Consider the following 22,887-nt stretch of genomic DNA (forward strand, 5'->3'; position numbering starts at 1 on the left):
ATGCACCTGGCGGCCCGGTGCCGATAACGGAACAAGGTGTTACTGAGAGGAGAACCCCGATGAGCATAGCCAAGCGCATTCTTTCCCGCCGCGCCTTCAATGCCCTGGCCGGCGCCGCTTTCGTTGCCGCAATGATACCTGCGAACTCTTTCGCGCAGGACGTCACCATTCCCATCATCGTCAAGGACACCACGTCCTTCTACTGGCAGATCGTGCTCGCGGGCGCGCGCGCCGCCGGCAAGGACCTCGGCGTCAACGTGCCGGAGCTCGGTGCCCAGTCGGAATCCGACATCAACGGCCAGATCACGATCCTTGAAAATGCAGTCGCGGGCGCGCCGGCAGCGGTGGTCATTGCCCCGACGGAGTTCAAGGCGCTCGGCAAACCTGTCGACGAGGCCGCCAAGTCGGTTCCGGTCATCGGCATTGATTCCGGCGCGGATTCGAAGGCCTTCACGTCGTTCCTGACCACGGACAACGTTCAAGGCGGACGCATCGCCGCCGACGGTCTTGCTGCTGCCATCAAGGAGGCAACCGGCAAGGAAGAGGGCGACATCGCGATCATCACCAGCCTTCCGGGCGTCGGCTCTCTGGACCAGCGCCGCGAAGGCTTTCTCGATCAGGTCAAGACGAAATATCCCGGGCTTAAAGTGGTCGCCGACAAATATGCCGACGGCCAGGCGACGACCGGTCTCAACATCATGACCGATCTGATCACCGCCAACCCCAACCTCGTCGGCGTTTTTGCCTCGAACCTGATCATGGCGCAGGGCGTCGGCCAGGCGATCGCCGAGAACAAGCTCGGCGACAAGATCAAGGTGATCGGCTTCGACAGCGACGACAAGACCGTCGGCTTCCTCAAGGAAGGTGTGCTGGCCGGCCTCGTCGTGCAGGACCCCTATCGCATGGGCTATGATGGCGTGAAGACGGCTCTGGCGGTTTCCAAGGGCGAGAAGGTCGAAGCCAATGTCGACACCGGTGCGAACCTGGTCACCAAGGCTAATATGAGCGAGCCGAAGATCGACGCGCTTCTGAACCCGAAGGTCAACTGACGAACCGGTGCGCGCGGTGCCGTAAGGCAGGCACCGCGCGCCGTTTCGCGGGAGCGAGGCGGCAAGCCTTTGCAGCGGTCGAGGGGGAGCGGCCGCTGCGATCAAGAAAGTGGAGGAGAACGCGATGATAGGGCTTCAAGAGGTCAGCCATCGCCATGACGAACAGGTGAGGGCAGCGGGCAGCCATCCGGTTCCGAAGGGCGAGCCCATTCTCGAGCTCCGCGGCCTGCAGAAAAACTACGGCGCGGTGGAGGCGCTGAAGCCCGCGACCATGACCTTCCTCTCCGGCGAAGTCCATGCGATCGTCGGCGAGAACGGTGCCGGCAAGTCGACGCTGATCAAGCTCCTGACCGGGGTCATCCGGCGCAGCGCCGGCGAGATCCGCTGGTGCGGCGAACCCGTCGATCTCGCCACGCCCAACGAAGCGATCGCCCGCGGCATCAACGCGGTTCACCAGGAGGTGGTGCTTTGCCCGCATTTGAGCGTCGCGGCCAACATGTTCCTCGGCGACGAGATGAACCGGCGCGGGCTGATGCGCAAGCGCGCAATGACTGCCGCGGCCCAGGGTGTGCTCGACGACCTCGGCTTCAATCTGCCGGCAAATGCCGAGCTCGGCAGCCTGACGATCGGACAGCAGCAGCTGGTCGCTACCGCGCGGGCGGCTATGCGCGGCACGCAGTTTCTTATCTTCGACGAGCCTACGGCCTATCTCACGCGACAGGAATCGGCACAGCTTTTCCGCCTTATCCGACGGCTCCAGGGCGAGGGCGTGACGATCGTCTATATCAGCCACAGGCTGGAAGAGGTCTTCGAACTCGCAGACCGCGTTTCGGTGCTGCGCGACGGCACGCATGTCGGCACGCGCGCCATCACCGAGACCAATGAGGCCGAACTGATTGCTCTGATGATCAACCGCACGATCGAGCAGATCTATCACAAGGAACATTTTGAGCCGGGCGAAACGATCGTCGAGACGCGCGGCCTTTCCGGGCCTGGTTTCCGCGACATATCGCTCTCGGTCAGGGCAGGCGAGATCGTCGGGCTTTACGGTCTGATCGGCGCCGGACGCAGCGAGTTCGCGCTCGGCCTCTATGGGCGCAATCCGCTGACCGCGGGAGAGATCTTCTGGCAGGGCCGCAAGGTCGCGATAGGCAACGAACGGGATGCCATGGACCTCGGGATCGCGCTTGCGCCGGAGAGCCGCCGCGATCAGGGCCTGTGCCTCAATCTGCCGATCGGCCTCAACATCAATCTGCCTGTGTTCAAGAGGCTGACACGCGGTTTGACGATCAACCGTGCCGAGGAGGCCTCCAACGCCGAACGTCAGATCAGGGACCTGAAGATCAAGACGCCGTCGCGTCGGGTGCTCGCCTCCGCCATGTCGGGCGGCAACCAGCAGAAGATCGTGATCGGCAGGTGGCTGAGCCACGGCGCAAAGCTCTTCATCTTCGACGAGCCGACCGTGGGCGTCGATGTCGGTACCAAGGCGGAAATCTACCGGCTGTTCGCGCGCCTTCTGGAGAAGGGAGCTGGGATCATCCTGATCTCCTCCTACCTCCCGGAGGTCTACGAACTCGCCGATCGCCTGCATGTGTTCAGACAGGGAAGGCTGGTGGCAAGCCACGATTTTCGCGCCGCGAGCCACGAGGAAGTGCTGGCGCAGGCGATCAATGCCTGATGGAGCCGGTTGAGGAAAAGACGCAGGGGAGGAAACGATGAGTGTGGAAACGGTTGAAGGCGCGGGACCGACGCCGAAGAAGGGCGTCAGCATTCTGTTCGGCCTGACGCTGCTTGGGCTGCTGGTCGTCCTCTGGCTGCTGCTGGGTCTCGCGACCAACGCCTTCTGGACGCCGAACAACATCAGCAACCTCCTGCGTCAGGGGGCGATGACCGCGATTCTCGCCGTCGGCCAGACGTTCGTCATCATCACGGCCGGCATCGACCTGTCGGTCGGTGCCGTCGTCGGCTTCACCAGCGTCATCGTCGCCTGGCTGCTCGCGGCGGGCGTTCCGCTCTGGCTCGCGATCATCGCGACGCTCGCGATCGGGGTTCTGATCGGCGCCTTCCATGCCTTCGGCATCGTGCGAATGGGGCTGCCGCCCTTCATCATCACGCTTGCGACGCTGACTTCGCTTCGCGGCATCGGTCTCCTGATCACCAACGGCTCGACCATCTCCATAACGAACGAGCATTTCACCGACTTTTCGCGCGCCGATTTCCTCGGCGTTCCCAGTCTCTTCTGGATGGTGATCGTCGTAGCCATTCCGGCTTACGTCTTCCTGCATCTGAGCCGCTTCGGGCGCTATCTCTTCGCGGTGGGCTCCAACCGTGAGGCGGCCCGCCTTTCCGGCGTAAACGTCAATCGCACTATCTATCTCGCCTACATACTGTCTTCCACCTGCGCCGCCTTCGTCGGGCTGCTGCTTGCGTCGCGCATCGGTATCGGCAACGCCACGCAAGCGGAAGGCTGGGAACTGCAGGCGATCGCCTCTTCGGTCATCGGCGGCACGAGCCTCTTCGGGGCCGTAGGCTCGGTACACGGGCCGCTGCTTGGCGCGTTCATCCTTGCGACGATCAACAACGGCGCCAACCTTCTGAACGTAAATTCCTTCTGGCAGCGCATCATCACCGGCCTGCTGATCATCGTCATCGTCTATTTTGACCAGTTGCGGCGGCGGGGCGCTCGGTAATGGCCGTCTTACCGCACCGGCCGCAAGCAAAGCTTGGGAGCGCCGCATGAAAGCCGTCGTCTGTTCAGAGCCTGGCCGTCTCGCGCTCGTCGCCAGTCGCGGACCTGAAGCACCGCCGCCCGGCTCGGTGCGCCTTGCCGTCAGCCGCGTCGGCATCTGCGGCACCGATTACCATATCTTCGAAGGCAAGCACCCCTTTCTCGAATATCCGCGCGTGATGGGTCACGAGATCTCGGCGAGGGTGGTCGAAGGCGGTCCGGGCACCCGGCTTGCGCCCGGAACGCTCGTGGTCGTCAATCCGTATCTCTCATGCGGGAACTGCATCGCCTGCCGCAAAGGCAAGGCGAACTGCTGCACGGATATCCGTGTCCTCGGCGTTCACACCGACGGCGCCTTCTGCGAGGAGATCGTCATGCCCGAGCAGAACCTTTATCCGGCTGAAGGTCTTTCGCCCGAAGCCGCCGCCGCGGTCGAGTTCCTGGCGATCGGCGCCCACGCGGTCCGGCGGTCGGCGGCAGGCCGCGGCGCCCGTTCGCTGGTGATAGGCGCGGGACCGATCGGTCTTGGGACGGCCATCTTCTCCCGTATCGCCGGCCACGACGTAAGGCTGCTCGACACGAGCGCGGAACGCCTGGCCTTCGCAACGGAAAGGCTCGGCTTTCCGCCTGGAATCCTGGCGGGTGACGATGAGGCGCTGGCGCAGGCAACGGGCGGAGATGGGTTCGACGTCGTCTTCGACGCTACCGGCAACGTCCGATCCATGGAGCACGCCTTCGCACACGTCGCCCATGGCGGCACGCTGGTCCTCGTCAGCGTGGTCAAGGAGGACATCCGCTTCTCCGATCCCGAATTTCACAAGCGGGAAATGACGCTCGTCGCGAGCCGCAACGCCACGCGCGAGGATTTCGATCACGTCATTCAGTCGCTTGCCGCGGGGCTCGTGCCGGTGGAGGCGCTCGTCACGCACCGCACGACGCTCGAAGACCTCGTCGACGATCTTCCCCGCTGGGCGCACGACAAGACAGGGCTGGTCAAAGCGGTTGTCGCGGTCGGCGGCGGGTGAGAAGCTCACATGTTCTTTCCTAAAAAGTGAGGGGTGCATTTGTTGCGCTGCACAAGAAAAATGCTAGTGTAGCGGCGATTGCGGGCACCAGAAACGAACAACCGCAAGCCAGACCGTTCCACCGTCCCGGTGAGCGGTCCAACTTTTGAAAACTACGCGCTTCCCGACGGGAACCGGCACAAAGGTTTTCCCGTGGAAGTGCTCCGGCGTCGAACTGGGAGCGGCGTTTTCGTTGATTTGAAACAAGGGATACGCGCCCATGTTCTACCAGCTATACGAAATGAATCATGCCATGATGGCTCCGTGGCGCACGGCGGCGGATGCCATGCGGCTTGCCTTCAGCAATCCGATGAACCCGGTTTCGCATACCTATTTCGGCCGCGCGGCAGCCGCTGGGCTTGAAGTCTTCGAGCGCGCCACGCGCCGCTACGGCAAGCCGGAATTCGGGCTGTCCGAGACCGTGATCGATGGGCAGCCCGTGCCGGTTCGCGAAAGGATCGTCTGGCGCGAGCCCTTCTGCAATCTCATACATTTCGAGCGTAGCCTGGCCAAGAATCGCGCCCCGGATCCGAAGGTGCTGATCGTGGCGCCGATGTCCGGCCACTATGCCACGCTCCTGCGCGGAACGGTGGAGGCGCTGCTGCCCCATTCGGACGTCTATATCACCGATTGGATCGATGCCCGCATGGTTCCCTTGAGCGAGGGAACGTTCAATCTCGACGACTATATCGACTACGTCATCCAGATGCTGCATTTCCTGGGGCCGGATGCGCATGTGATCGGAGTTTGTCAGCCGGCCGTGCCGGTACTGGCGGCCGTTGCGCTGATGGAGGCGGCGGGGGACCCCCTCGCACCATCGACGATGACCCTCATGGGCGGTCCGATCGACACCCGCATCAACCCGACCGCGGTCAATGAGCTGGCGAAGGAACGGCCGATCGAGTGGTTCCGCGACAATGTCATCATGCCGGTTCCCTGGCCTCAGCCCGGCTTCATGCGAATGGTCTATCCGGGCTTTCTCCAGCTCTCGGGCTTCATGTCGATGAACCTCGACCGGCACCTGATCGCCCACAAGGAGTTCTTCGCCCACCTCGTCAAGAACGATGGCGACGCGGCCGACAAGCACCGCGACTTCTATGACGAATATCTGGCGGTGATGGACCTGACCGCGGAGTTTTATCTGCAGACGGTGCAGGTCGTCTTCATGCAGCACGCACTGCCGAAGGGCGAGATGGTGCACCGCGGCACCCGCGTCGATCCTACGGCGATCCGCCGGGTGGCGCTGCTGACCGTTGAGGGCGAGAACGACGACATCTCCGGTCTCGGACAGACGAAAGCGGCGCAGACGATCTGCACCGGCATTCCGGAGCATATGCGGCAGCACTATATGCAGCCCGACGTCGGGCACTACGGCGTCTTCAACGGCTCGCGGTTCCGCCGCGAGATCGCGCCGCGCATCGTCGCCTTTCAGCGGCAGCATTCGCGTCATGCAACGCCTGTCAAGCAACTCATCAAGGGCGGCAAGTCGGCCTGAGAGAGTGGTTGGAGCGCTCGATTTGTCCGAGCAAAGTCAGGGGGTTGACCGATTCCTTGGCACGATGTCTTGCGTCGGGGCCATGGGTTTCCCACATCGTTTTCATCGGGCTGCGAAGGGCTGCCCGCTGACTGCGAGGAATCCTGAAGATGAACCAATCTGCACTGATCCGTCCGGACTGGACGCCTGCGACCATTGCATTGATGGTGCTGGGTTTCATTGTGTTCTGGCCGCTCGGCCTGGCAATGCTCGCTTACATCCTCTTCGGCGACAAGCTGAGGGCGTTCAAGAAGGACGCCAATGAAGGAGTGGATCGCATGTGTGCCGGCTTCAAACGAAACCACCGGGGACATTGGGCACAGCATCGCACCGGCAACGTCGCCTTCGACGACTGGCGCGCGGCCGAACTCGCCCGCCTCGACGAGGAACGCCGCAAGCTCGACGAGATGCGTGAGGAGTTCGACTCCTATGTACGCGAACTCCGTCGCGCAAAGGACCAGGAGGAATTCGACCGCTTCATGCGCGAGCGCAAGAACGGCCGCTCCGCTCCGGAAGCCGGCTTCGAATCCAGCTGATCCGTAGACATCCGGTGTTTCATGTGAAACGCCGGATGTCGCCCAGCCACCTGCCAAGGGCACCGCGAATCGGCTAGAACGGATTTCATGTTTTCATCTCTCAAGCGGCGCCGTGGCAGTGGACCGCACCTCGATGTCATCCGCGACGTCGAGGTTGCCGGCAAAGTCCTTCCTTTGACTATCCGGCAAAATGCGCGAGCGACGAGAATGACGCTGCGCATCGAGCCCGGCGGAAGAGCGTTGAAGCTTACCGTGCCGCAGGGCCTGCCGGAGCGCGAAGTCAGCGCATTTCTGAGCCGCCATCAAGGCTGGTTGATGACCAAGCTTGCCCGCTTTTCCGGGGAAAGCGAGCTGGAGGACGGCGGCACCATCCTTATTCGCGGCGTTGCGCACCGGATCGAGAGAACCGGTCGCCTGCGTGGCCTGACCGAGACCATCATCGTCGGTGACGAGTCGGTTCTGAGAGTGGGCGGCGCCGAGGAGCACCTGCGCCGGCGCATCGCCGACTATCTGAAGAAGGAGGCGCGGAACGAACTCGAGCGTCTTGTCGCCGTTTATGCCGGCAGGATCGGACGCAGGGCACGCTCCCTCAGTCTGAAAGACACCCGCAGCCGCTGGGGCTCCTGCTCCGCCGAGGGCGATTTGAGCTTCTCCTGGCGGATTGCCATGGCGCCCCCGAAGGTGATCGCCTATCTCGCGGCACACGAGGTCGCCCATCTTCAAGAAATGAACCACGGGCCCGATTTCTGGGCGCTGTGCGAAAGCCTGTGCCCGGAAACGAAGGATGCGAAGCACTGGCTCAAGCGCAACGGCACCATGCTGCATGCGATCGATTTCGGGTAGATAGCGGGGTGAGTTCGCTGACCGGCACCAAGAGGATTCGACCGAGACTGGCCCTCACCTGGCCGTTTCCCCCGCAGGCGGGGAGAGGGGATTTGCAGAGCACGCCGCTGGCCCCTTCGCCCCGTTTGCGGGGAGTTGGTGCCGACAGGCGGATGAGCGGCGCCGGCATGGTTCGCTCGACGAACAGCGGGTGCCCGCCGCAGCCCTCTTCCTAACATTCGCCACGGCAAAGCAACGGTTTTGCTCGACTCGGGCGGCATTTCATGCAAGGTCGCTTCCCATGAAAACGGAAGTGAAGATCTGTGGTTTGAAGACGTCCGAGGCCGTGGAGCGTGCCGTCGCACTCGGCGCATCCCACGTCGGTTTCATCTTCTTCCCAAAGAGTCCCCGCAACGTCGAGCCGGCCGATGCCGGCCGCCTTTCGGCGCCCGCCCGCGGGCGCGCGAAGATCGTCGCGGTCACGGTCGATGCGGACAATGACGGTCTCGACGAGATCGTGTCGGCGCTCGATCCCGACGTTCTCCAGCTTCACGGCTCGGAAACTCCGGAACGGGTCCTTTCGATCAAGGCGCTTTACGGTCTTCCGGTCATGAAGGCGCTCGCCGTCCGGGAAGCCTCCGATCTGGAGCGGATCGAGCCCTATATCGGCATCGTCGATCGTTTTCTCCTGGATGCGAAGCCTCCGGCCGGTTCCGATCTGCCGGGCGGCAATGGGATTTCTTTCGATTGGAGGCTTCTCGACGCGCTTGACGGAAGCGTCGATTACATGCTTTCCGGTGGATTGAATGCGAGCAATATCGAAGACGCACTTGCGCTGACCGGCGCCCGCGCCATCGATACGTCCTCCGGAGTCGAAAGCGCGCCGGGTATCAAGGATTTGACGCTCATGGAAGCGTTTTTCGAAGCGGTCCGCCGGGCGGAAGCCGAGCGGCCGCGGTCAGGGAGCAAGACGTGAATCAGCCGCCCAAACCGAACTCCTTCAGATCCGGACCCGATGAGGAGGGCCGTTTCGGCATCTTCGGCGGCCGCTTCGTCGCCGAGACGCTGATGCCGCTGATCCTCGATCTCCAGGACGAATGGGCGAGGGCGAAGAACGATCCGGCCTTCAAAGCGGAACTCGAAAATCTAGGCACCCATTATATCGGCCGGCCGAGTCCGCTCTATTTCGCCGAGCGCCTGACGGCCGAACTCGGCGGCGCCAAGATTTATTTCAAGCGCGAGGAGCTCAATCACACGGGCTCCCATAAGATCAATAATTGCATCGGTCAGATTCTGCTCGCCAAGCGTATGGGCAAGACCCGCATCATCGCAGAAACCGGCGCGGGCCAGCACGGGGTGGCGTCGGCGACCGTGGCGGCGCGCTTCGGCCTGCCCTGCGTGGTCTATATGGGTGCGACCGACGTGGAGCGGCAAGCGCCGAACGTTTTCCGGATGAAGCTTCTCGGCGCCGAGGTGAAGCCGGTTACCGCCGGCAACGGCACTCTCAAAGATGCCATGAACGAGGCGTTGCGCGACTGGGTAACCAATGTCGACAGTACCTATTATCTGATAGGGACGGCCGCCGGTCCGCATCCCTATCCGGAGATGGTCCGCGACTTCCAGGCAGTCATCGGGGAGGAGGCCAAGCGGCAGATCCTCGAAGCAGAAGGCCGGCTTCCGGACCTCGTCGTCGCAGCCGTCGGCGGCGGCTCGAACGCGATCGGCATCTTCCATCCATTCCTCGACGACCAAGGCGTCAGAATCGTCGGGGTCGAGGCGGGGGGTAAAGGTCTCGACGGCGAGGAGCATTGCGCCTCGATCACCGCCGGATCGCCCGGCGTGCTGCACGGCAACCGCACCTATCTGCTTCAGGACGGCGACGGTCAGATCAAGGAAGGCCATTCGATCTCGGCCGGGCTGGATTATCCGGGAATTGGACCGGAACATGCCTGGCTGAACGACATCGGCCGCGTGGAATATGTGCCGATCATGGATCACGAGGCGCTTGAGGCGTTTCAGACTTTGACTCGCCTCGAGGGCATCATCCCGGCGCTCGAACCGTCCCATGCGCTCGCCGAAGTCATCAAGCGCGCGCCCAAAATGGGCAAGGACGAGATCATCCTGATGAATCTCTCCGGTCGCGGCGACAAGGACATTTTCACCGTCGGCAAAATTCTCGGTATGGGGCAGTAAAGATCATGACCGCACGCATGGAGCAACGGTTCGCCGACGTCGCGGCCGAGGGGCGACCGGTTCTCGTGACCTATTTCATGGGCGGCGACCCGGATTTCGAGACGTCGCTGTCGATCATGAAGGCGCTGCGCCAGGCCGGTGCCGACATCATCGAACTCGGCGTGCCCTTTTCCGATCCAATGGCCGATGGACCGGCGATCCAGCTCGCCGGCCAGCGCGCGCTCAAAGCCGGGCAGACGCTTGCTAAAACGCTGGAGCTTGCCCGCCTGTTCCGGGCGGAGGACCAGCGAACCCCCATCGTGCTGATGGGCTACTACAACCCGATCTATATCTACGGCGTCGAGCGATTCCTGGCGGACGCGCTCGAGGCTGGCGTCGACGGCCTGATCGTCGTCGATCTGCCGCCGGAAATGGACGGCGAGCTCTGCATTCCGGCGCTTGAGAAGGGCATCAACTTCATCCGGCTCGCAACGCCGACGACGGACAACCGTCGGTTGCCTAAGGTTCTCGAAAACACCTCGGGCTTCGTGTATTACGTATCGATGACCGGCATCACGGGTTCGGCGCTGCCGGACCCGTCGCTGATCGCCGGCGCCGTCGAACGCATCAAGGCGCATACGCCCTTGCCCGTCTGTGTCGGCTTCGGGGTGAAGACCGCCGATCAGGCGCGCGCCGTCGGCGCGTCTGCAGATGGCGTCGTCGTCGGCACGGCCATCGTCAACCAGATCGCGTCGAGCTTGACGGAGGAGGGGCGCGCGACGGAAGCGACGGTACCGGGTGTCGAAGCGCTCGTTAGAGGGCTTGCGGCGGGCGTACGGGCGGCACGGCTTGCTGCAGCCGAATAATTGCCCATATTGACGCGCACAAGCCGAAGGAAAATCTTCAGGAGACTGCTTAATTGAACTGGATCACAAACTACGTTCGGCCGAAGATCAACTCGATGCTCGGCCGCAGGGAAGTTCCGGAGAACCTCTGGATCAAGTGCCCTGAAACGGGCGAGATGGTGTTCCATCGCGATCTCGAAGAGAACAAGTGGGTCATCCCGCAATCCGGCTACCATATGAAGATGCCGGCGAAGGCCCGTCTGAAGGATCTCTTCGACGGCGGAATCTACGAGGCCTTTCCGCAGCCCAAGGTGGCGCAGGATCCGCTCAGGTTCCGCGACTCGAAGAAATACATCGATCGACTGCGCGACAGCCGCGCCAAGACCGAACTCGAGGATACCATCGTTGCCGGCCTCGGCCAGGTACAGGGCATCAAGCTCGTTGCCGTCGCGCATGAGTTCAACTTCATCGGCGGGTCTCTCGGCATCGCCGCGGGCGAAGCGATCGTGAAGGCGTTCGAGCGGGCGATAGCCGAAAAGTGCCCGCTGGTGATGTTCCCGGCTTCGGGCGGCGCCCGGATGCAGGAAGGCATCCTCTCTCTGATGCAGCTGCCGCGCACCACCGTCGCGCTGAACATGCTCAAGGAAGCGGGGCTTCCCTATATCGTCGTCCTGACCAACCCGACGACCGGCGGCGTCACCGCATCCTATGCGATGCTGGGTGACATCCACATGGCCGAACCCGGCGCAGAAATCGGCTTTGCCGGCAAACGGGTTATTGAGCAGACGCTGCGGGAAAAGCTTCCCGAGGGCTTCCAGACCTCGGAATACCTGCTGGAACACGGCATGGTCGACATGGTCGTGAAGCGCCACGACATACCGGAGACGCTTGCGCGCGTTCTCAACATCCTGATGAAGAAGCCGGCCAAGGCAGTCAAGCGCGATACCGCGACCGAGCTGGCGCCGCTGCCCGTGGCCGCGAGCGCGTAGAGCACTTTCGCGAAAGTGTGTGTTTTCGTCCGTAAGGTGCACCGTTTCAAGCTGTCAGACCGCTTCGCTGTTTCAAGCAGGGAAGCGATCTAGCCCGTCGGCCCGAGAATCGGAATCGATGTTCGCAAGGCACGACGGATGTTTCAATGAGTTGGGGCGACCCGGACGCGCTAAGCGCGTCCATCTGTCCTCACCCGCTGCGGCGGGCCAGTTTTCGGGGCTAGGATCATGACGGCGACTGAGGTCAGCGAGGCCGCGCAGGAAATCGAGAAGCTTCTCGCCCTGCATCCCAAGGGATTCGACCTATCGCTCGACAGGATCACGCGGCTGCTTGCCGCCCTCGGCAATCCTCACGAGCGCCTGCCGCCGGTCATCCACGTGGCCGGCACCAACGGCAAGGGGTCGGTCACGGCCTTCTGCAGAGCGATCCTGGAGGCTGCGGGTCTCAGCGTTCATGTACACACGTCGCCGCATCTGGTGAACTGGCACGAACGTTACCGGCTGGGTGTAAAGGGCGGCAAGGGCGCCCTGGTGGGCGACCCCGTTCTGGCCCATGCCGTCCGGCGCGTCGCAGAAGCGAATGGCGGCGAGAAAATCACGGTCTTCGAAATCTTGACGGCTGTCACTTTCCTGCTTTTCGCGGAGCATCCGGCCGACGTCGCGATCGTAGAAGTCGGCCTCGGCGGCCGATACGACGCGACCAATGTCATCGCCCGGCCGGCCGTGTCCGTGATCATGCCGATTTCGCTCGATCATCAGGCCTATCTCGGCGACCGCGTCGAACTGATCGCTGCGGAAAAGGCCGGGATCATGAAGCGCGGCTGCCCGGTGGTAATCGGCCATCAGGAGGAAGAGGGTGCGCGCGAGGTGCTTATCGCGACCGCCGAACGGCTTGGCTGCCCCGTATCCGTCTACGGCCAGGATTTCATGGCGCATGAGGAGTTCGGCAGGCTGATCTTTCAGGATGAGAACGGCCTTGCGGATCTGCCGCTGCCGCGCCTGCCGGGACGGCATCAATATGCCAATGCCGCGGCGGCGATCCGTGCCGTACGGGCAGCCGGCTTCGATGTTCCGGAGGCGGCCATCGAAAAAGGGCTGGCCGGCGTCGAATGGCCCGGTCGCCTGCAGCGGCTTGCCGGCGGCAGGCTCTCGCATTTCGGCCCGCCGGGAGCCGAGATCTGGATCGACGGCGGCCATAATCCCGGCGCCGGCCACGTCATTGCCGAGGCGATGGCCACCTTCGAGGAGCGTGACCCGCGGCCGCTCTTTCTGATCATCGGGATGATCAACACCAAGGACCCGATCGGCTATTTCAAGGCTTTCCTCGATCTTGCCGAACAGGTCTTCACCGTGCCGGTCCAAGGGTCAGACGCGGGATTGGATCCGCTGGCCCTGGCCGCGGATGCGGCCGCCGCCGGCCTCGAGGCGAATGCGACTTCCTCGGTCGCCGAAGCGCTCGGCCAGATCGCCGAGCTCACCGACGAGGATCCCGTGCCGCCGCGTGTGCTGATCGGCGGTTCTCTTTACCTGGTCGGCGACGTGCTGGCGGAAAACGGAACGCCGCCGCGATAGGTGCGGAAGAACCGGACCTGTCAGCCGAAAGAAAAAAGCCCGGCCAAACCGGGCTTTCCTGATCCTGCGTTGAAGTCCTGGCTGCTCAAGCCACCGCGTTCGAGATCCACGAGCTGAGTGCCGTCTTCGGGGCGGCACCGACCTTGATGTCGGCGACTTCGCCGGCCTTGAACATGGCGAGCGTCGGGATCGAGCGCACGCCGTATTGGGCAGCGAGCTCGGGGTTTTCATCGATATTGAGCTTGGCGACCTTCACTTTGCCGGCAAGCTCGGTAGCGATTTCTTCGAGGCTGGGTGCAATCATCTTGCACGGGCCACACCATTCTGCCCAGAAGTCGACGACGACCGGTTCGGCCGAGTTCAGAACTTCTTTCTGAAAATTGGATGTATCGACTTTCACAGTAGCCATCGGGTGCTCCTTCGGAATGGCAGTGTCCAGATGTTGTGTCTCATGTGAGGCATCGCCACTGGATTTTCAATATCGTGTATTTCACTTTGTTGCGAGCTCTTCAAGGCTCCCGTCGAGCATCGATTCGGGAAGCACCCGGATTGCCGGGCCTTCCGTGAATATCAGCACACATCGGAAACGCTTGCCGGGGTAAAGAGGTTTCAGGAGTTCGCGATAGATCGCAAGCTGGTTTCTGTAGACCGGCGCGATCTCGTCGGGCGACGCCGGGATCTCGCGGTTGGTCTTGTAATCGGCAATCGTCACCATGTCGCCGGAGACGGCCAGGCGGTCGATCCGGCCCGATACCGCAAATTCGCGGGACCCCAGCTTCAGCGTGCCCATCACGGAGACCTCCGCCCGGCTGTGCTCTCCGAAGAGCGGTTGCAGTTCCGCATGGCCGAGCACGTCCATCACGGTTCCGGCGAGCGCGCGCCGTTCCGCTTCGGGCCAGCGCGGCATCGAGCGGGAGAGGTAGCGCTCCGCGGCAGCCAGCCGCTCCGAAGGGCTGATCGAGGGGAGGACCTGCAGCAGCCGGTGCAGGATAGCGCCGCGCAGCATCGAGAATTTCGGTGCACTCCTGGCTGCGAAGAGTGCCGAGCCGACGATCGCTTCGCCGTCCGGGTCGTCGACGGCAATGGTCGTGCCCGACGGGGCAAGCGGCCGGGGCAGGCGTGGCGGCGCGGGAGGAGGCGTGAAAAGCGCGCCCGGCAATCCGGCCACCGCCTGTTGCAGCTCCGCTGAGCCGCCGGCCGTCGGGAGGTCTCGCGGCACATGCGCTTCGCGCCAGGCAAGACCCTGCCATTCCTCGCTTCCGGCGCGGAACAGACAAGGCGTTCCACGGCCCTTCAGGTCCTGTGCCAGCGTCCCCTGTACCATCGAGTGCCAGGTATCGGTGTTCTGCCGCTGCCCGCGATAGCCGCAGACGATCAGGCGGTCGGCTGCGCGCGTCATGCCGACATAGAGGAGACGGCGGTATTCCTCCTCGGCCAGTCTCTTCAGCCGTTCATTGTCGGCGGCGAGCAGCGAGTTCGGCGCCGAGCCCGGTGCACGCCAGACCGGAACCGCGCGGACGGAACGGTCGGCCTGTACCATTTCCAGGAAGCGCAGGTCCGAAACCTGCTGTCGGACGAAGGCCTCGCCGCCGCCGTCGACGAGAAAGACGACCGGCGCCTCGAGGCCCTTCGCCGCATGCACGGTCATCACACGGACTTCGTCGCGCTCCTTGTCCTGTTCGCGCTTGACCGTCGGTGCCTCGATCTCGAGCGTTGAGATGAAGGCCTGCAGGCCCGGCAGGCCGCTCCTCTCATGGTCGAGCGCAAAGGTGAGGAATTCGTCCAGGATGTCGCTGACCTCACTGCCGAGCCGAGCCAGGAAGGCGCGCCGGCCGCCATGAGCGCCGAGGATGCGGGCGTAGAAATCGTGCGGCAGCAGGTGTCGGGCGAGGCCGGAATAGCTTGCAAGCGTGCGCACGACGCCGTGGTAGCGGCTCGTCTCATCCGCGCCCGCCTGCTGCAGCCGCTGCCACAGGCTTTCGCCTTCCGCCCTTCGCGCGGCGAGTTCGAAGATGTCGTCTTCGCCAAGATTGACGAGCGGGCTTTTGAGCAGCGCGGCAAGCGAGAGGTCGTCTTCCGGCAGAAGCACGAAGCGGCCGAGCGCCATCAGGTCCTGAATGGCGATGTGGCTCGTCAGGACCAGGCGGTCGGCCCCGGCAACGGGGATGTTGCCCCGGCGCTTGAGCGCGCGCGTCAGCGCGGCGACGAAGGCGTCGCGCTTTCGCACCAGCACGATGACGTCTCCCGGCCGCATGGCACGGCGCACGCCTTTTTCGATGACCGTCTCCCTGCCGATCCAGTCTTCCAGGACGGCAGCTATGCGTCGGGCGAGGATGCTGACCGGCGCCCGTTCCGGGGTCGCGTCGAAGGGTGCCGTCCAGTCGTCCTCCGGAGCCGCCGGCTCGGGGGCAATCACGTCCCAGATATCCACGGCGCCCGGGTGGCCGATTCGGTTCGAGGCGTGCACGATCGCCTCGTTCTCCGCGCTCAGGCCCCTGGCATTTGCCGCATTGGCAAACACCGCGTCGACGGCGGAGAGCACGTCGGTCGTCGAGCGGAAGGAAAGCTGCAGGCGGATGGGGCTGAAGTGCTTGTTGCCCGCGCGCACCCGCCGCTCCGTCAGCGTGCTTTCGCGCGAGAAACGCTCCGGCCGCGCGCCCTGGAAGGAATAGATCGACTGCTTCTCGTCTCCGACGGCAAAGATCGTACGGTCGTCGGCACGCGCCGTTTCGCCGGCGAAGAAATCCGCCGCGAGAGACTGGATGATCGTCCATTGCGACGGGCTCGTATCCTGCGCCTCGTCGACAAGGATATGGTCGATCCCCTGGTCCAGCTTGTAGTGCACCCAGGCCCCGACGTCGCTGCGGGCAAGCAAGGCGGCCGTGCGGTTGATGAGGTCCTCGAAATCCAGCTGGCTGCGCGCCTTCTTGAGAGCTTCGTAGTCGCGGTTGAGCCTCTCGGCGAGAACGAGGGCGGCGCGGGTCGCCTCGTACATCCTGACGATGCTCAGGCGATCCACGCAGGCGAGCATGTGGCTGCGGGCCTGTTCCAGATGGCTCTCGAGGTGTGGCGCCTCACGGCGCATGGCGGCGTTCAGAAAGGCCGATTCCGCCTTCGGCTTGCCGCCGCCGTTGAAGAAGAGTTCCACGAGTCTGGCGTAACGCGCAGCGGCACTCTCGATTGCGCGGACGGCCCGCAAGCCTTCTGCGATGGCGGAGGGCTTGGCGCCACCAAGACGCAAGCCAAGGTCGATATAGTCATCGAGTGCCGGGCCATTGAGCCCCGCGAGCGGCCAGACCGCGGCCATGACCGTCTCGGCCGTCTCGCCGGGCTCGAGGCCGAGCGCCGCCCGCAGATGCGCCTCCACCCCACCGTTTCCGGAGACGCGGTCGAGAAAGTCCTGGACCTGCGCCCGGTTGGCGACGATCGCCGCGAGCAGCTTTTCAAGCCCGGTGTCGTCGGCAAGGTCGAGTACGGTGGCGAAGGCCTCCGCCAGTTGCCTGTCGTCCGCCGCTGCCGTGGCGGTCAAGAGAGCCCTGCGCGCATCGGCGAGCAGCACCGCCGCTGCGCGGTCGTCGAGCACCGAAAAATGTCCGGCGACATTGGCCTCGAGCGGGAACTGGTGCAGGAGAGCTTCGCAGAAGGCGTGGATCGTCTGGATCTTCAGCCCGCCCGGCGTCTCCAGGGCGCGCGCGAAAAGCCGGCGCGCTTCCCGGATCTTGGCCGGCGGCGGCCGCTTGCCTTCGATCGCCTCGATGCGGCCTCCGAGCGCCGAATCTTCCAGGGTTGCCCATTCGGCGAGCCTTTCGAAGACGCGGTTCGACATCTCCGAGGCGGCCGCCTTCGTATAGGTCAGGCAGAGGATGGCGGACGGTCGGCAACCGGCGAGCAGCAGCCGGATGACCCGCTGGGTCAGCACATGCGTCTTGCCGGAGCCGGCATTGGCGGACACCCAGGCCGACCGCTCGGGATCGGAAGCGAGCGCCTGGCGCTGCGTCGTCCAGTCGAGCCACCCCTCGGGCGTCCTCTCTTCCGGGCCTGTCGCTTCACTCCTCATCGTCGTCCTCGCCATCGGCGGTTGCCCATTCGGCGACACGCGCCAGATGATCGTATTCGCCGCCGTAGTCGCGCTGTTTCTGCACGATCAGGCGCGAGGCGAAGCCGTGTCTTCCGTTCATGAGCGCGCAAAGCAGCTTTCTGAGCTCCGCCAGCGATTCGTCTGCGAGCTGTTCGGTGGATTTCGTCTCCTTCGAGCGGGCGCCCTCATTGTTGACGGTGTCGACGGCAAAGCGGCTGCCCGGCTTCAGCCGGACATAGTGCAGCGAATGCGGTTTTGCCGGGCCGATGCCGTGAAATGCCCCGGCCCTGAGCGCGGCGGCTTCGAGCGCGAGCTGCGGGTCGAGGAGAGCCCGCGCCTCTTTCGGCGATGGGCTCGATCCGGTCTTGTAGTCGATGATGTCGATCGTTCCGTCCGCAAGCCGGTCCAGCCGGTCGGCGATGCCGGTGAGCCGGATGTCGGCGACGCCGAGATCCATCGCCGCCGGAACCTCGGTGAACGACTTCAGAATGCCATGCCGGCGCTCCCGTTCCCAATCAAGGAACGCTTTTCCCACCGCCTGGAAACGCGGCCGCCAGATGGTGTCTATATGCGCAGGCAGTCGCTCCTCGTCGAAAGCCTCGTCGGTGAGCCGGGCCATCGCCTCTTCGCCCTCGCGCGTCCCCGGGTCGAAGCCGCTCTTCACGAAGCGATCGACGATCCGGTGATAGAGCAGGCCGCGTTCGGCCGCACCGGGCTCGCGGTTGAAGGCGTCGATCGGTTCGAGCCGGAGAATGCGCCGGGCGTAGACGGCATAGGGATCGCGGCGAAGGCGGGTCACCTCGCTGAAGGAATATTTGCGCGGCTGCAGCTCCGCCGGCGGCTTCGGCTCCGGCCGCTCCGCGAGCGGCTGACGCTCTCCGGCGTCGAGAATGCGCATCCAGCGGAGGTAGTCCGCGCCATTGGCCTTGAGCTGTTCGGTCAGGCTGTCGCCTCCGAGCGCCTGCAGGCGTTGCAGCCATCGTGAAGCGACCGTCGGCGCCGAACCCTGCCGCATGGACCGCGAAAAGATTAACCGGCGCGTTCCGCAGGCCATCTGGAAATCATGCGCGAGCTGACCGATGCGCCGCTCCGGCGGCTCGAGACCGATGCCCGCCTTCATCGTCCGCGACAGGAACGGATCGTTCGACGTCTGCCCCGGCCAGGTGCCTTCGTTCAGGCCACCGAGCACCACGAGGTCGACGCTCTGCAGGCGCGATTCCAGCGCTCCGAAAATGAAGACCCGGGGATGGCGCATCGACCGCGGCTTCACCGCTTCGCTTGCGGCGAGCGCTTCCAGTATGTCGCACCATTGCGATCCGTCCGCCTCCATCTGGCCATCCGTTTCGATGATGCCCTTGAGGAGGGTCGCCAGTGTTTCGCCGGCTTCCGAAGCCCAAAGCGCGCCGAGGCTGCCGCGCTCGTCGACCGCGGCCGCTTCCAGCGCGCGTCCCGTGCGCTCCGCCCAGTCCGAGAGCGCCAGCACGGGCGTGCGGTGGCGGCCGGTCTCCGGGTCCGCGGAAACCATGCCCGCCAGAGGTTCGGTGGCCGAAGCGATGCGGCGGGCGAGTGCGCGCGCCAGAGCAATGTCGTCCTGGCCGACGCCGCCCCTCCAGGGCGGCGGATGGCGCTCGGCCTTCTGTCCGGCGAGAGCCTTGTCGAGCACTGCTTCCAGGGCCGATATGTCGGCGACGTCGGTGCCGCCGCGCAGGGCCACGAGCTCCAACACGTCCGCAGCGCGACGCGCATCTTCCGCCGTCCGGCCGAAACGCGACAGCGGGTGCTTGAGGAATGCGATCAAGGCGACCGGGCCGTCGGGCCGGAGTGTGGCTTCGAGGAGCAGCCGCGCAAGCGCTCCGGCCGGCGTTGCCGAGAGCGGAATGCCGGCGGAATCGTCGGCCTCTATGTCGAAGCGGGCGAGCTCGGCGCCGACACGGCGCGCCAGGCCGCGATCGGGCGTGATGAGCGCGGCCTGGCTCTCCTCGTCGCCTTCGAGCGCAAGTCTCAACGCAATCGCGATGGCGGTCGCCTCTTCGCGCTCGTTCGCCGCTTCGATAAGCGCCACATCCGCGAAGGCGGCACGCAGTCTGTCCGGATCGAAGCCCTGGCGTGCCTGCATCCAGAGGTTCGTCGCGTCGGCGGGCAAAAGCGCCCTTGAGAGAACCGCGCTGCGGTAATCGAGGTCGTCGGCAGCGGCGCCGAGGGCAGGCACGTCGTTGCGCTCTATGCCCATGCGCTTCAGCAGACGGTGAAATCCGTATTGGGGATGGGTGCGGCTGGCCGGATTCTTCGAAAACGGGCCGGCGCCTGACCCCTCTCCGGCGATCATCTGCCATTCCGCATCGCTCATCGTCGAATCCAGGCCGGGGAGCACGATCGTGCCGTTCGGCAGCGCCTTGACCGCCGCGATCAGGGCTGCCGTCGCCGGAATGGAGCCGGTCGAACCGGCGATGATGATCGGTCCGCTCGCTTTGCCGTCGGCAATGCGCTGGGTCTCCGCTTTCAGCACGGCGTTGCGGTGACGGGCCGGCGAGGAATGCTTGAGCTCGGTGAGCCGCTCCGGCCAGTAAATGCGGGCGATCTTGAGGAAGGCGAGCGTCAGCTGCCACCAGAGCGCATGCTCGCCGCCATCGAGCGTATCCAGCACGTCCCAGTCGAGCTCTTCCGTCTCGATCGCATCGATGAGCTCGGCGAGGTTGCGCGCGAGCCAGACGGCGTCCGCAGGACTTGCCGGAGCGATCAGCGGGCTTTCGGCATGAATGTCGAGGACCACCTGCGGCAGGCGGTTTCGCCAGGCGAGAATGAGACGCCCGAGCTCGATGAGCCTTGCAGTCCCGGAAAGCGGCGGCGCCAAATCGAGGATCGCCGGCACTTCCGTCTCGAAGAAGCCGCTGTCGTCATCGGTCTCGCCCAGCGCCCGGATCATCGGCAGGATCGCCGAACGGCCGCCGAGCAGGTCCACGAATTCCGAACGCAGGGCGCGCGCGGACCGCCGGGTCGGCACGAAGATCGTCACGCCGGCAAGCGCCAGCGGCTGCGCCGGATCGTATCGGAAGCCCGGCGTCACCTCGCCGTTGCATAGCTTTGCCGCGAGCGTCCTCAGAAATGGCAGACCGGCGGGAATCGTGAAGACGTTCGGTTGCCCTGTCACGTCATCCCCCCGGCCGGAAACGCCGTATCGCGTCCTCGGCCTCCGCGATCGCCTCGGGCGTTCCGACCGTCATCCAGTGGCCTTCGAGCATGAGGCCGAAAAGCCGCCCCTTGGCGATCGCCCGGTCGAAATAGATGTTGAGGTTGAAAGCCGCGTCCGGCGCGTCGGCAAGCAGCCGCGAGTCCATGGCGATCGCGCCGGCATAGACGACGGGATTTTCGAAACCCTGTTCGTAACGCCTGAGCCGGCCATTTTCCGACAGCGAGAAATCCCTTTTGCCGTTGTGCCCGGTGGTGTCCTCCAGACGCACGCAGAGCAGGGCCATATCCATGCGCTCGGGATCGAAGAACGCGGCCAGCCTCTGAAGATTGCTCGGCGTCCCGGGTTTCTCGCCGACCCAGAAAAGGTCGGCATTCATGACGAGAACCGGGCCCTCGTCGAGCAGCTTCAAGCCCCTGGCAAGCCCGCCGCCGGAATTCATCAGCGCGTCCCGCTCGTCCGAAATCAGAATATGCGGCGCCTCACGGCGGCTGAGATGCGCCTCCATCTGGTCGGCGAAGTGGTGGACGTTCACGACGGCCCTGGTCACCCCCGCGGCGGCGAGCAGATCCAGCACATAATCGATCATCGGCTTGCCGGATATCCTGACGAGCGGCTTCGGCAGCGTGTCGGTGATCGGCCGCAGGCGGGTGCCCAGTCCGGCCGCAAGCACCATGGCATCGGTGATGGGCATCGTATCCTAACGGTTCGCTGATTCGGGAGCGAGGATTCCAGCCTTAATGCACCATTCACGCAAGGGTGTCAGCACCTGATGGGAGAGCGCGTGCTCAAGATAGGCGAAGGTGCGCGGCATATGCTTCAGATAGCCCGGCTTGCCGTCGCGCTCCTTGAGCCGCACCCATATGCCGGCGAGCTTGCAATTGCGCTGAGCGGCCATCAGATGCCAGTCGCGCCGGAAAGTCCTCTCGTCGAAGGGGCCGAGAGCCCGACGCTCGGAGACGTAGGCATCCATTATGCGCTCGGCGAGATGGGGCTCGATCGTCACTCGCGCATCCTGCACCAGCGAGGCCACATCGTAGGCCGTCGGCCCGATCATCGCGTCCTGGAAGTCGATGATGCCGATGCGGTCGAGACCGATGCGGTCCTGACGCCACAGGATGTTGGGCGAATGGAAATCGCGCAGAAGAAGGTTCTTTTCCGCAGAAGCGAGAACATCTGTCAGTCCATCCCAGACGGCGAAATAGTCTCGCCGTTCCTTCTCGGATGCGGAAGCGCCGCGCTTCCACGGCAGGTACCAGTCGATGAGGAGGCTGGTTTCGATCTTTATCGCCGTCCGGTCGAAATCGGGAATGCGATGGACGACGCCCTCGCCGACCGCGATGTCCCGTTCCGCGGGCTGGGAGTGAAGCCGCGCGAGGAGCCGCGCGCTTTCCAGATAGCGCTCAGCGACGGGGCGGCCAGCGGCATCGAGAATCCCTTCGGAGCCGAGATTTTCGATGAGCAGCAGACCCTGGTCGAGATCGCGTGCGTAGATCGCGGGTGCCGCGAAGCCGCGCCTGCGCAGGAGTTGCGAGACCGCGACGAAGGGGACGACGTCCTCGGCTATGTGGGCAAGCTGCTGGTAATACTTGCCATCCTGGAGAATGGGGCCGGGCCTGTGCCTCGGCGCATCCATAAGGAGCTTCGCCGGCTCGCCGCCTTCGCGCCCGACGCGTTCATAAGCCCGGATCGAGGCATCGCCGCTCAAATGCCGACGGCGGGCGCCGGGGTATCCTGCGTTCGTGAGAAACGTCCGAATTGCAAGCGAGCGGCTGATCCGCTCGAAGATCGCGTCCGGTGCCGTGAGGCTTATGCGCCGCCCCTCGTCTTCATGCGAGAAAATCACGGTGATCCGGTCGGCCGGAAGCGCCTCCTCGGCCTTCTCCGGCCATTCGACGAGACAGACGCCGCTGGCAAGCGCCTCGTCGAAACCGAGTTCGTCCAGCTCCGATGCGTCCGCAAGGCGGTATAGATCGAAGTGAGCGACCGGAATCCTCAGATCGTAGCTTTGAACCAGCGTGAAGGTAGGGCTCGGCACTTCGAGCGTCTCGTCGTCTGCCATCGCCCGGATGAACGCTCTTGCGAACGTGGACTTTCCGGCGCCGAGATCACCCGAGAGCGCGACGCATTCGCCGGCCTTCAGCGCCAATGACAGGTCTTCGCCGAATTCGATGGTAGCTGCTTCGTCCTTGAGCAGGCGTTCGAGAGACTTCATCTATTCCATCCAGAGAATTCCGCTTTTCTCCGAGTCGCGGAAATTCGTCAGTCCTTTGTTCTACCGCAATTCCGGACGGAAAACCGTTCCACACTT

17 protein-coding genes are annotated in these 22,887 nt (G+C 64.2%); 12 read left to right on the top strand and 5 right to left on the bottom strand.

All coding sequences use genetic code 11. The features are described from left to right. Positions 1-59 precede the first annotated feature (59 nt). From SINAR_RS0127160 to SINAR_RS0127215, 12 genes are all read left to right on the top strand, one after another. Positions 60-1,049, top strand: coding sequence for an ABC transporter substrate-binding protein (locus tag SINAR_RS0127160; protein WP_028002009.1), 990 nt, complete (start codon positions 60-62; stop codon positions 1,047-1,049). A gap of 124 nt (positions 1,050-1,173) precedes the next feature. Further along, on the top strand, positions 1,174-2,727 hold the full coding sequence (locus SINAR_RS0127165) for a sugar ABC transporter ATP-binding protein (RefSeq protein WP_028002010.1): 1,554 nt from the start codon (positions 1,174-1,176) through the stop codon (positions 2,725-2,727). 37 nt (positions 2,728-2,764) lie between these two features. Then, on the top strand, positions 2,765-3,739 hold the full coding sequence (locus SINAR_RS0127170; protein WP_028002011.1) for an ABC transporter permease: 975 nt from the start codon (positions 2,765-2,767) through the stop codon (positions 3,737-3,739). Positions 3,740-3,785: 46 nt separating this feature from the next. Next, the gene (locus tag SINAR_RS0127175) at positions 3,786-4,802 is read left to right on the top strand and encodes a zinc-binding alcohol dehydrogenase family protein (RefSeq protein ID WP_028002012.1); all 1,017 of its coding nucleotides are present in this window, start codon (positions 3,786-3,788) and stop codon (positions 4,800-4,802) included. 259 nt (positions 4,803-5,061) lie between these two features. After that, complete coding sequence (gene phaZ, locus SINAR_RS0127180; protein WP_028002013.1) at positions 5,062-6,336, top strand: polyhydroxyalkanoate depolymerase; 1,275 nt, start codon at positions 5,062-5,064, stop codon at positions 6,334-6,336. A 149-nt stretch (positions 6,337-6,485) separates the two neighbouring features. Continuing rightward, positions 6,486-6,911, top strand: coding sequence for a DUF2852 domain-containing protein (locus tag SINAR_RS0127185; RefSeq protein WP_028002014.1), 426 nt, complete (start codon positions 6,486-6,488; stop codon positions 6,909-6,911). An 87-nt stretch (positions 6,912-6,998) separates the two neighbouring features. Then, positions 6,999-7,754 (top strand): M48 family metallopeptidase, encoded by a 756-nt coding sequence (locus SINAR_RS0127190; RefSeq protein ID WP_028002015.1) that lies wholly within the window; start codon positions 6,999-7,001, stop codon positions 7,752-7,754. A 280-nt stretch (positions 7,755-8,034) separates the two neighbouring features. Next, positions 8,035-8,709 (top strand): phosphoribosylanthranilate isomerase, encoded by a 675-nt coding sequence (locus SINAR_RS0127195; protein WP_028002016.1) that lies wholly within the window; start codon positions 8,035-8,037, stop codon positions 8,707-8,709. Then, the gene (gene trpB / locus SINAR_RS0127200; RefSeq protein ID WP_028002017.1) at positions 8,706-9,926 is read left to right on the top strand and encodes a tryptophan synthase subunit beta; all 1,221 of its coding nucleotides are present in this window, start codon (positions 8,706-8,708) and stop codon (positions 9,924-9,926) included. The genes SINAR_RS0127195 and trpB overlap by 4 nt, the downstream gene beginning before the upstream one ends. 5 nt (positions 9,927-9,931) lie before the next feature. Beyond that, positions 9,932-10,771 (top strand): tryptophan synthase subunit alpha, encoded by an 840-nt coding sequence (trpA, locus tag SINAR_RS0127205; protein WP_028002018.1) that lies wholly within the window; start codon positions 9,932-9,934, stop codon positions 10,769-10,771. A gap of 53 nt (positions 10,772-10,824) precedes the next feature. Next, the gene (accD, locus tag SINAR_RS0127210) at positions 10,825-11,739 is read left to right on the top strand and encodes an acetyl-CoA carboxylase, carboxyltransferase subunit beta (RefSeq protein ID WP_028002019.1); all 915 of its coding nucleotides are present in this window, start codon (positions 10,825-10,827) and stop codon (positions 11,737-11,739) included. A 228-nt stretch (positions 11,740-11,967) separates the two neighbouring features. Further along, positions 11,968-13,311 carry a bifunctional folylpolyglutamate synthase/dihydrofolate synthase gene (locus tag SINAR_RS0127215; protein ID WP_028002020.1) on the top strand — a complete coding sequence of 448 codons (1,344 nt, stop codon included), beginning with the start codon at positions 11,968-11,970 and terminating at the stop codon, positions 13,309-13,311. Positions 13,312-13,396: 85 nt separating this feature from the next. Here SINAR_RS0127215 and trxA read toward each other — a convergent pair whose 3' ends face one another. The 5 genes from trxA to tsaE form a co-directional block, all read right to left on the bottom strand. Further along, positions 13,397-13,720: a thioredoxin gene (trxA, locus tag SINAR_RS0127220; RefSeq protein ID WP_028002021.1), complete on the bottom strand. Its 324-nt coding sequence runs from the start codon at positions 13,718-13,720 to the stop codon at positions 13,397-13,399. Between the two features lie 81 nt (positions 13,721-13,801). After that, positions 13,802-17,368 carry a double-strand break repair helicase AddA gene (gene addA, locus SINAR_RS0127225; RefSeq protein ID WP_028002022.1) on the bottom strand — a complete coding sequence of 1,189 codons (3,567 nt, stop codon included), beginning with the start codon at positions 17,366-17,368 and terminating at the stop codon, positions 13,802-13,804. Continuing rightward, the gene (addB, locus tag SINAR_RS0127230; RefSeq protein ID WP_028002023.1) at positions 17,358-20,537 is read right to left on the bottom strand and encodes a double-strand break repair protein AddB; all 3,180 of its coding nucleotides are present in this window, start codon (positions 20,535-20,537) and stop codon (positions 17,358-17,360) included. The genes addA and addB overlap by 11 nt, the downstream gene beginning before the upstream one ends. A 1-nt stretch (position 20,538) precedes the next feature. After that, complete coding sequence (locus tag SINAR_RS0127235; RefSeq protein WP_028002024.1) at positions 20,539-21,270, bottom strand: nucleotidyltransferase family protein; 732 nt, start codon at positions 21,268-21,270, stop codon at positions 20,539-20,541. Between the two features lie 6 nt (positions 21,271-21,276). Then, a complete protein-coding gene (gene tsaE, locus SINAR_RS0127240) occupies positions 21,277-22,791 on the bottom strand; it encodes a tRNA (adenosine(37)-N6)-threonylcarbamoyltransferase complex ATPase subunit type 1 TsaE (protein WP_028002025.1) in 1,515 nt (504 codons plus the stop codon). Positions 22,792-22,887 lie beyond the last annotated feature (96 nt).

Source organism: Sinorhizobium arboris LMG 14919, from assembly GCF_000427465.1.
GTDB lineage: Bacteria > Pseudomonadota > Alphaproteobacteria > Rhizobiales > Rhizobiaceae > Sinorhizobium > Sinorhizobium arboris.

Excerpts from the sequence above, each read along its gene's own strand:
- trpA (WP_028002018.1), top strand. The coding sequence starts at position 9,932 with ATGACCGCACGCATGGAGCAACGGTTCGCCGACGTCGCGGCCGAGGGG.
- tsaE (WP_028002025.1), bottom strand. The coding sequence starts at position 22,791 with ATGAAGTCTCTCGAACGCCTGCTCAAGGACGAAGCAGCTACCATCGAA.
- phaZ (WP_028002013.1), top strand. The coding sequence starts at position 5,062 with ATGTTCTACCAGCTATACGAAATGAATCATGCCATGATGGCTCCGTGG.
- SINAR_RS0127160 (WP_028002009.1), top strand. The coding sequence starts at position 60 with ATGAGCATAGCCAAGCGCATTCTTTCCCGCCGCGCCTTCAATGCCCTG.
- SINAR_RS0127235 (WP_028002024.1), bottom strand. The coding sequence starts at position 21,270 with ATGCCCATCACCGATGCCATGGTGCTTGCGGCCGGACTGGGCACCCGC.
- SINAR_RS0127190 (WP_028002015.1), top strand. The coding sequence starts at position 6,999 with ATGTTTTCATCTCTCAAGCGGCGCCGTGGCAGTGGACCGCACCTCGAT.
- trxA (WP_028002021.1), bottom strand. The coding sequence starts at position 13,720 with ATGGCTACTGTGAAAGTCGATACATCCAATTTTCAGAAAGAAGTTCTG.
- SINAR_RS0127175 (WP_028002012.1), top strand. The coding sequence starts at position 3,786 with ATGAAAGCCGTCGTCTGTTCAGAGCCTGGCCGTCTCGCGCTCGTCGCC.
- addA (WP_028002022.1), bottom strand. The coding sequence starts at position 17,368 with ATGAGGAGTGAAGCGACAGGCCCGGAAGAGAGGACGCCCGAGGGGTGG.
- SINAR_RS0127165 (WP_028002010.1), top strand. The coding sequence starts at position 1,174 with ATGATAGGGCTTCAAGAGGTCAGCCATCGCCATGACGAACAGGTGAGG.
- SINAR_RS0127215 (WP_028002020.1), top strand. The coding sequence starts at position 11,968 with ATGACGGCGACTGAGGTCAGCGAGGCCGCGCAGGAAATCGAGAAGCTT.
- SINAR_RS0127185 (WP_028002014.1), top strand. The coding sequence starts at position 6,486 with ATGAACCAATCTGCACTGATCCGTCCGGACTGGACGCCTGCGACCATT.
- SINAR_RS0127170 (WP_028002011.1), top strand. The coding sequence starts at position 2,765 with ATGAGTGTGGAAACGGTTGAAGGCGCGGGACCGACGCCGAAGAAGGGC.
- SINAR_RS0127195 (WP_028002016.1), top strand. The coding sequence starts at position 8,035 with ATGAAAACGGAAGTGAAGATCTGTGGTTTGAAGACGTCCGAGGCCGTG.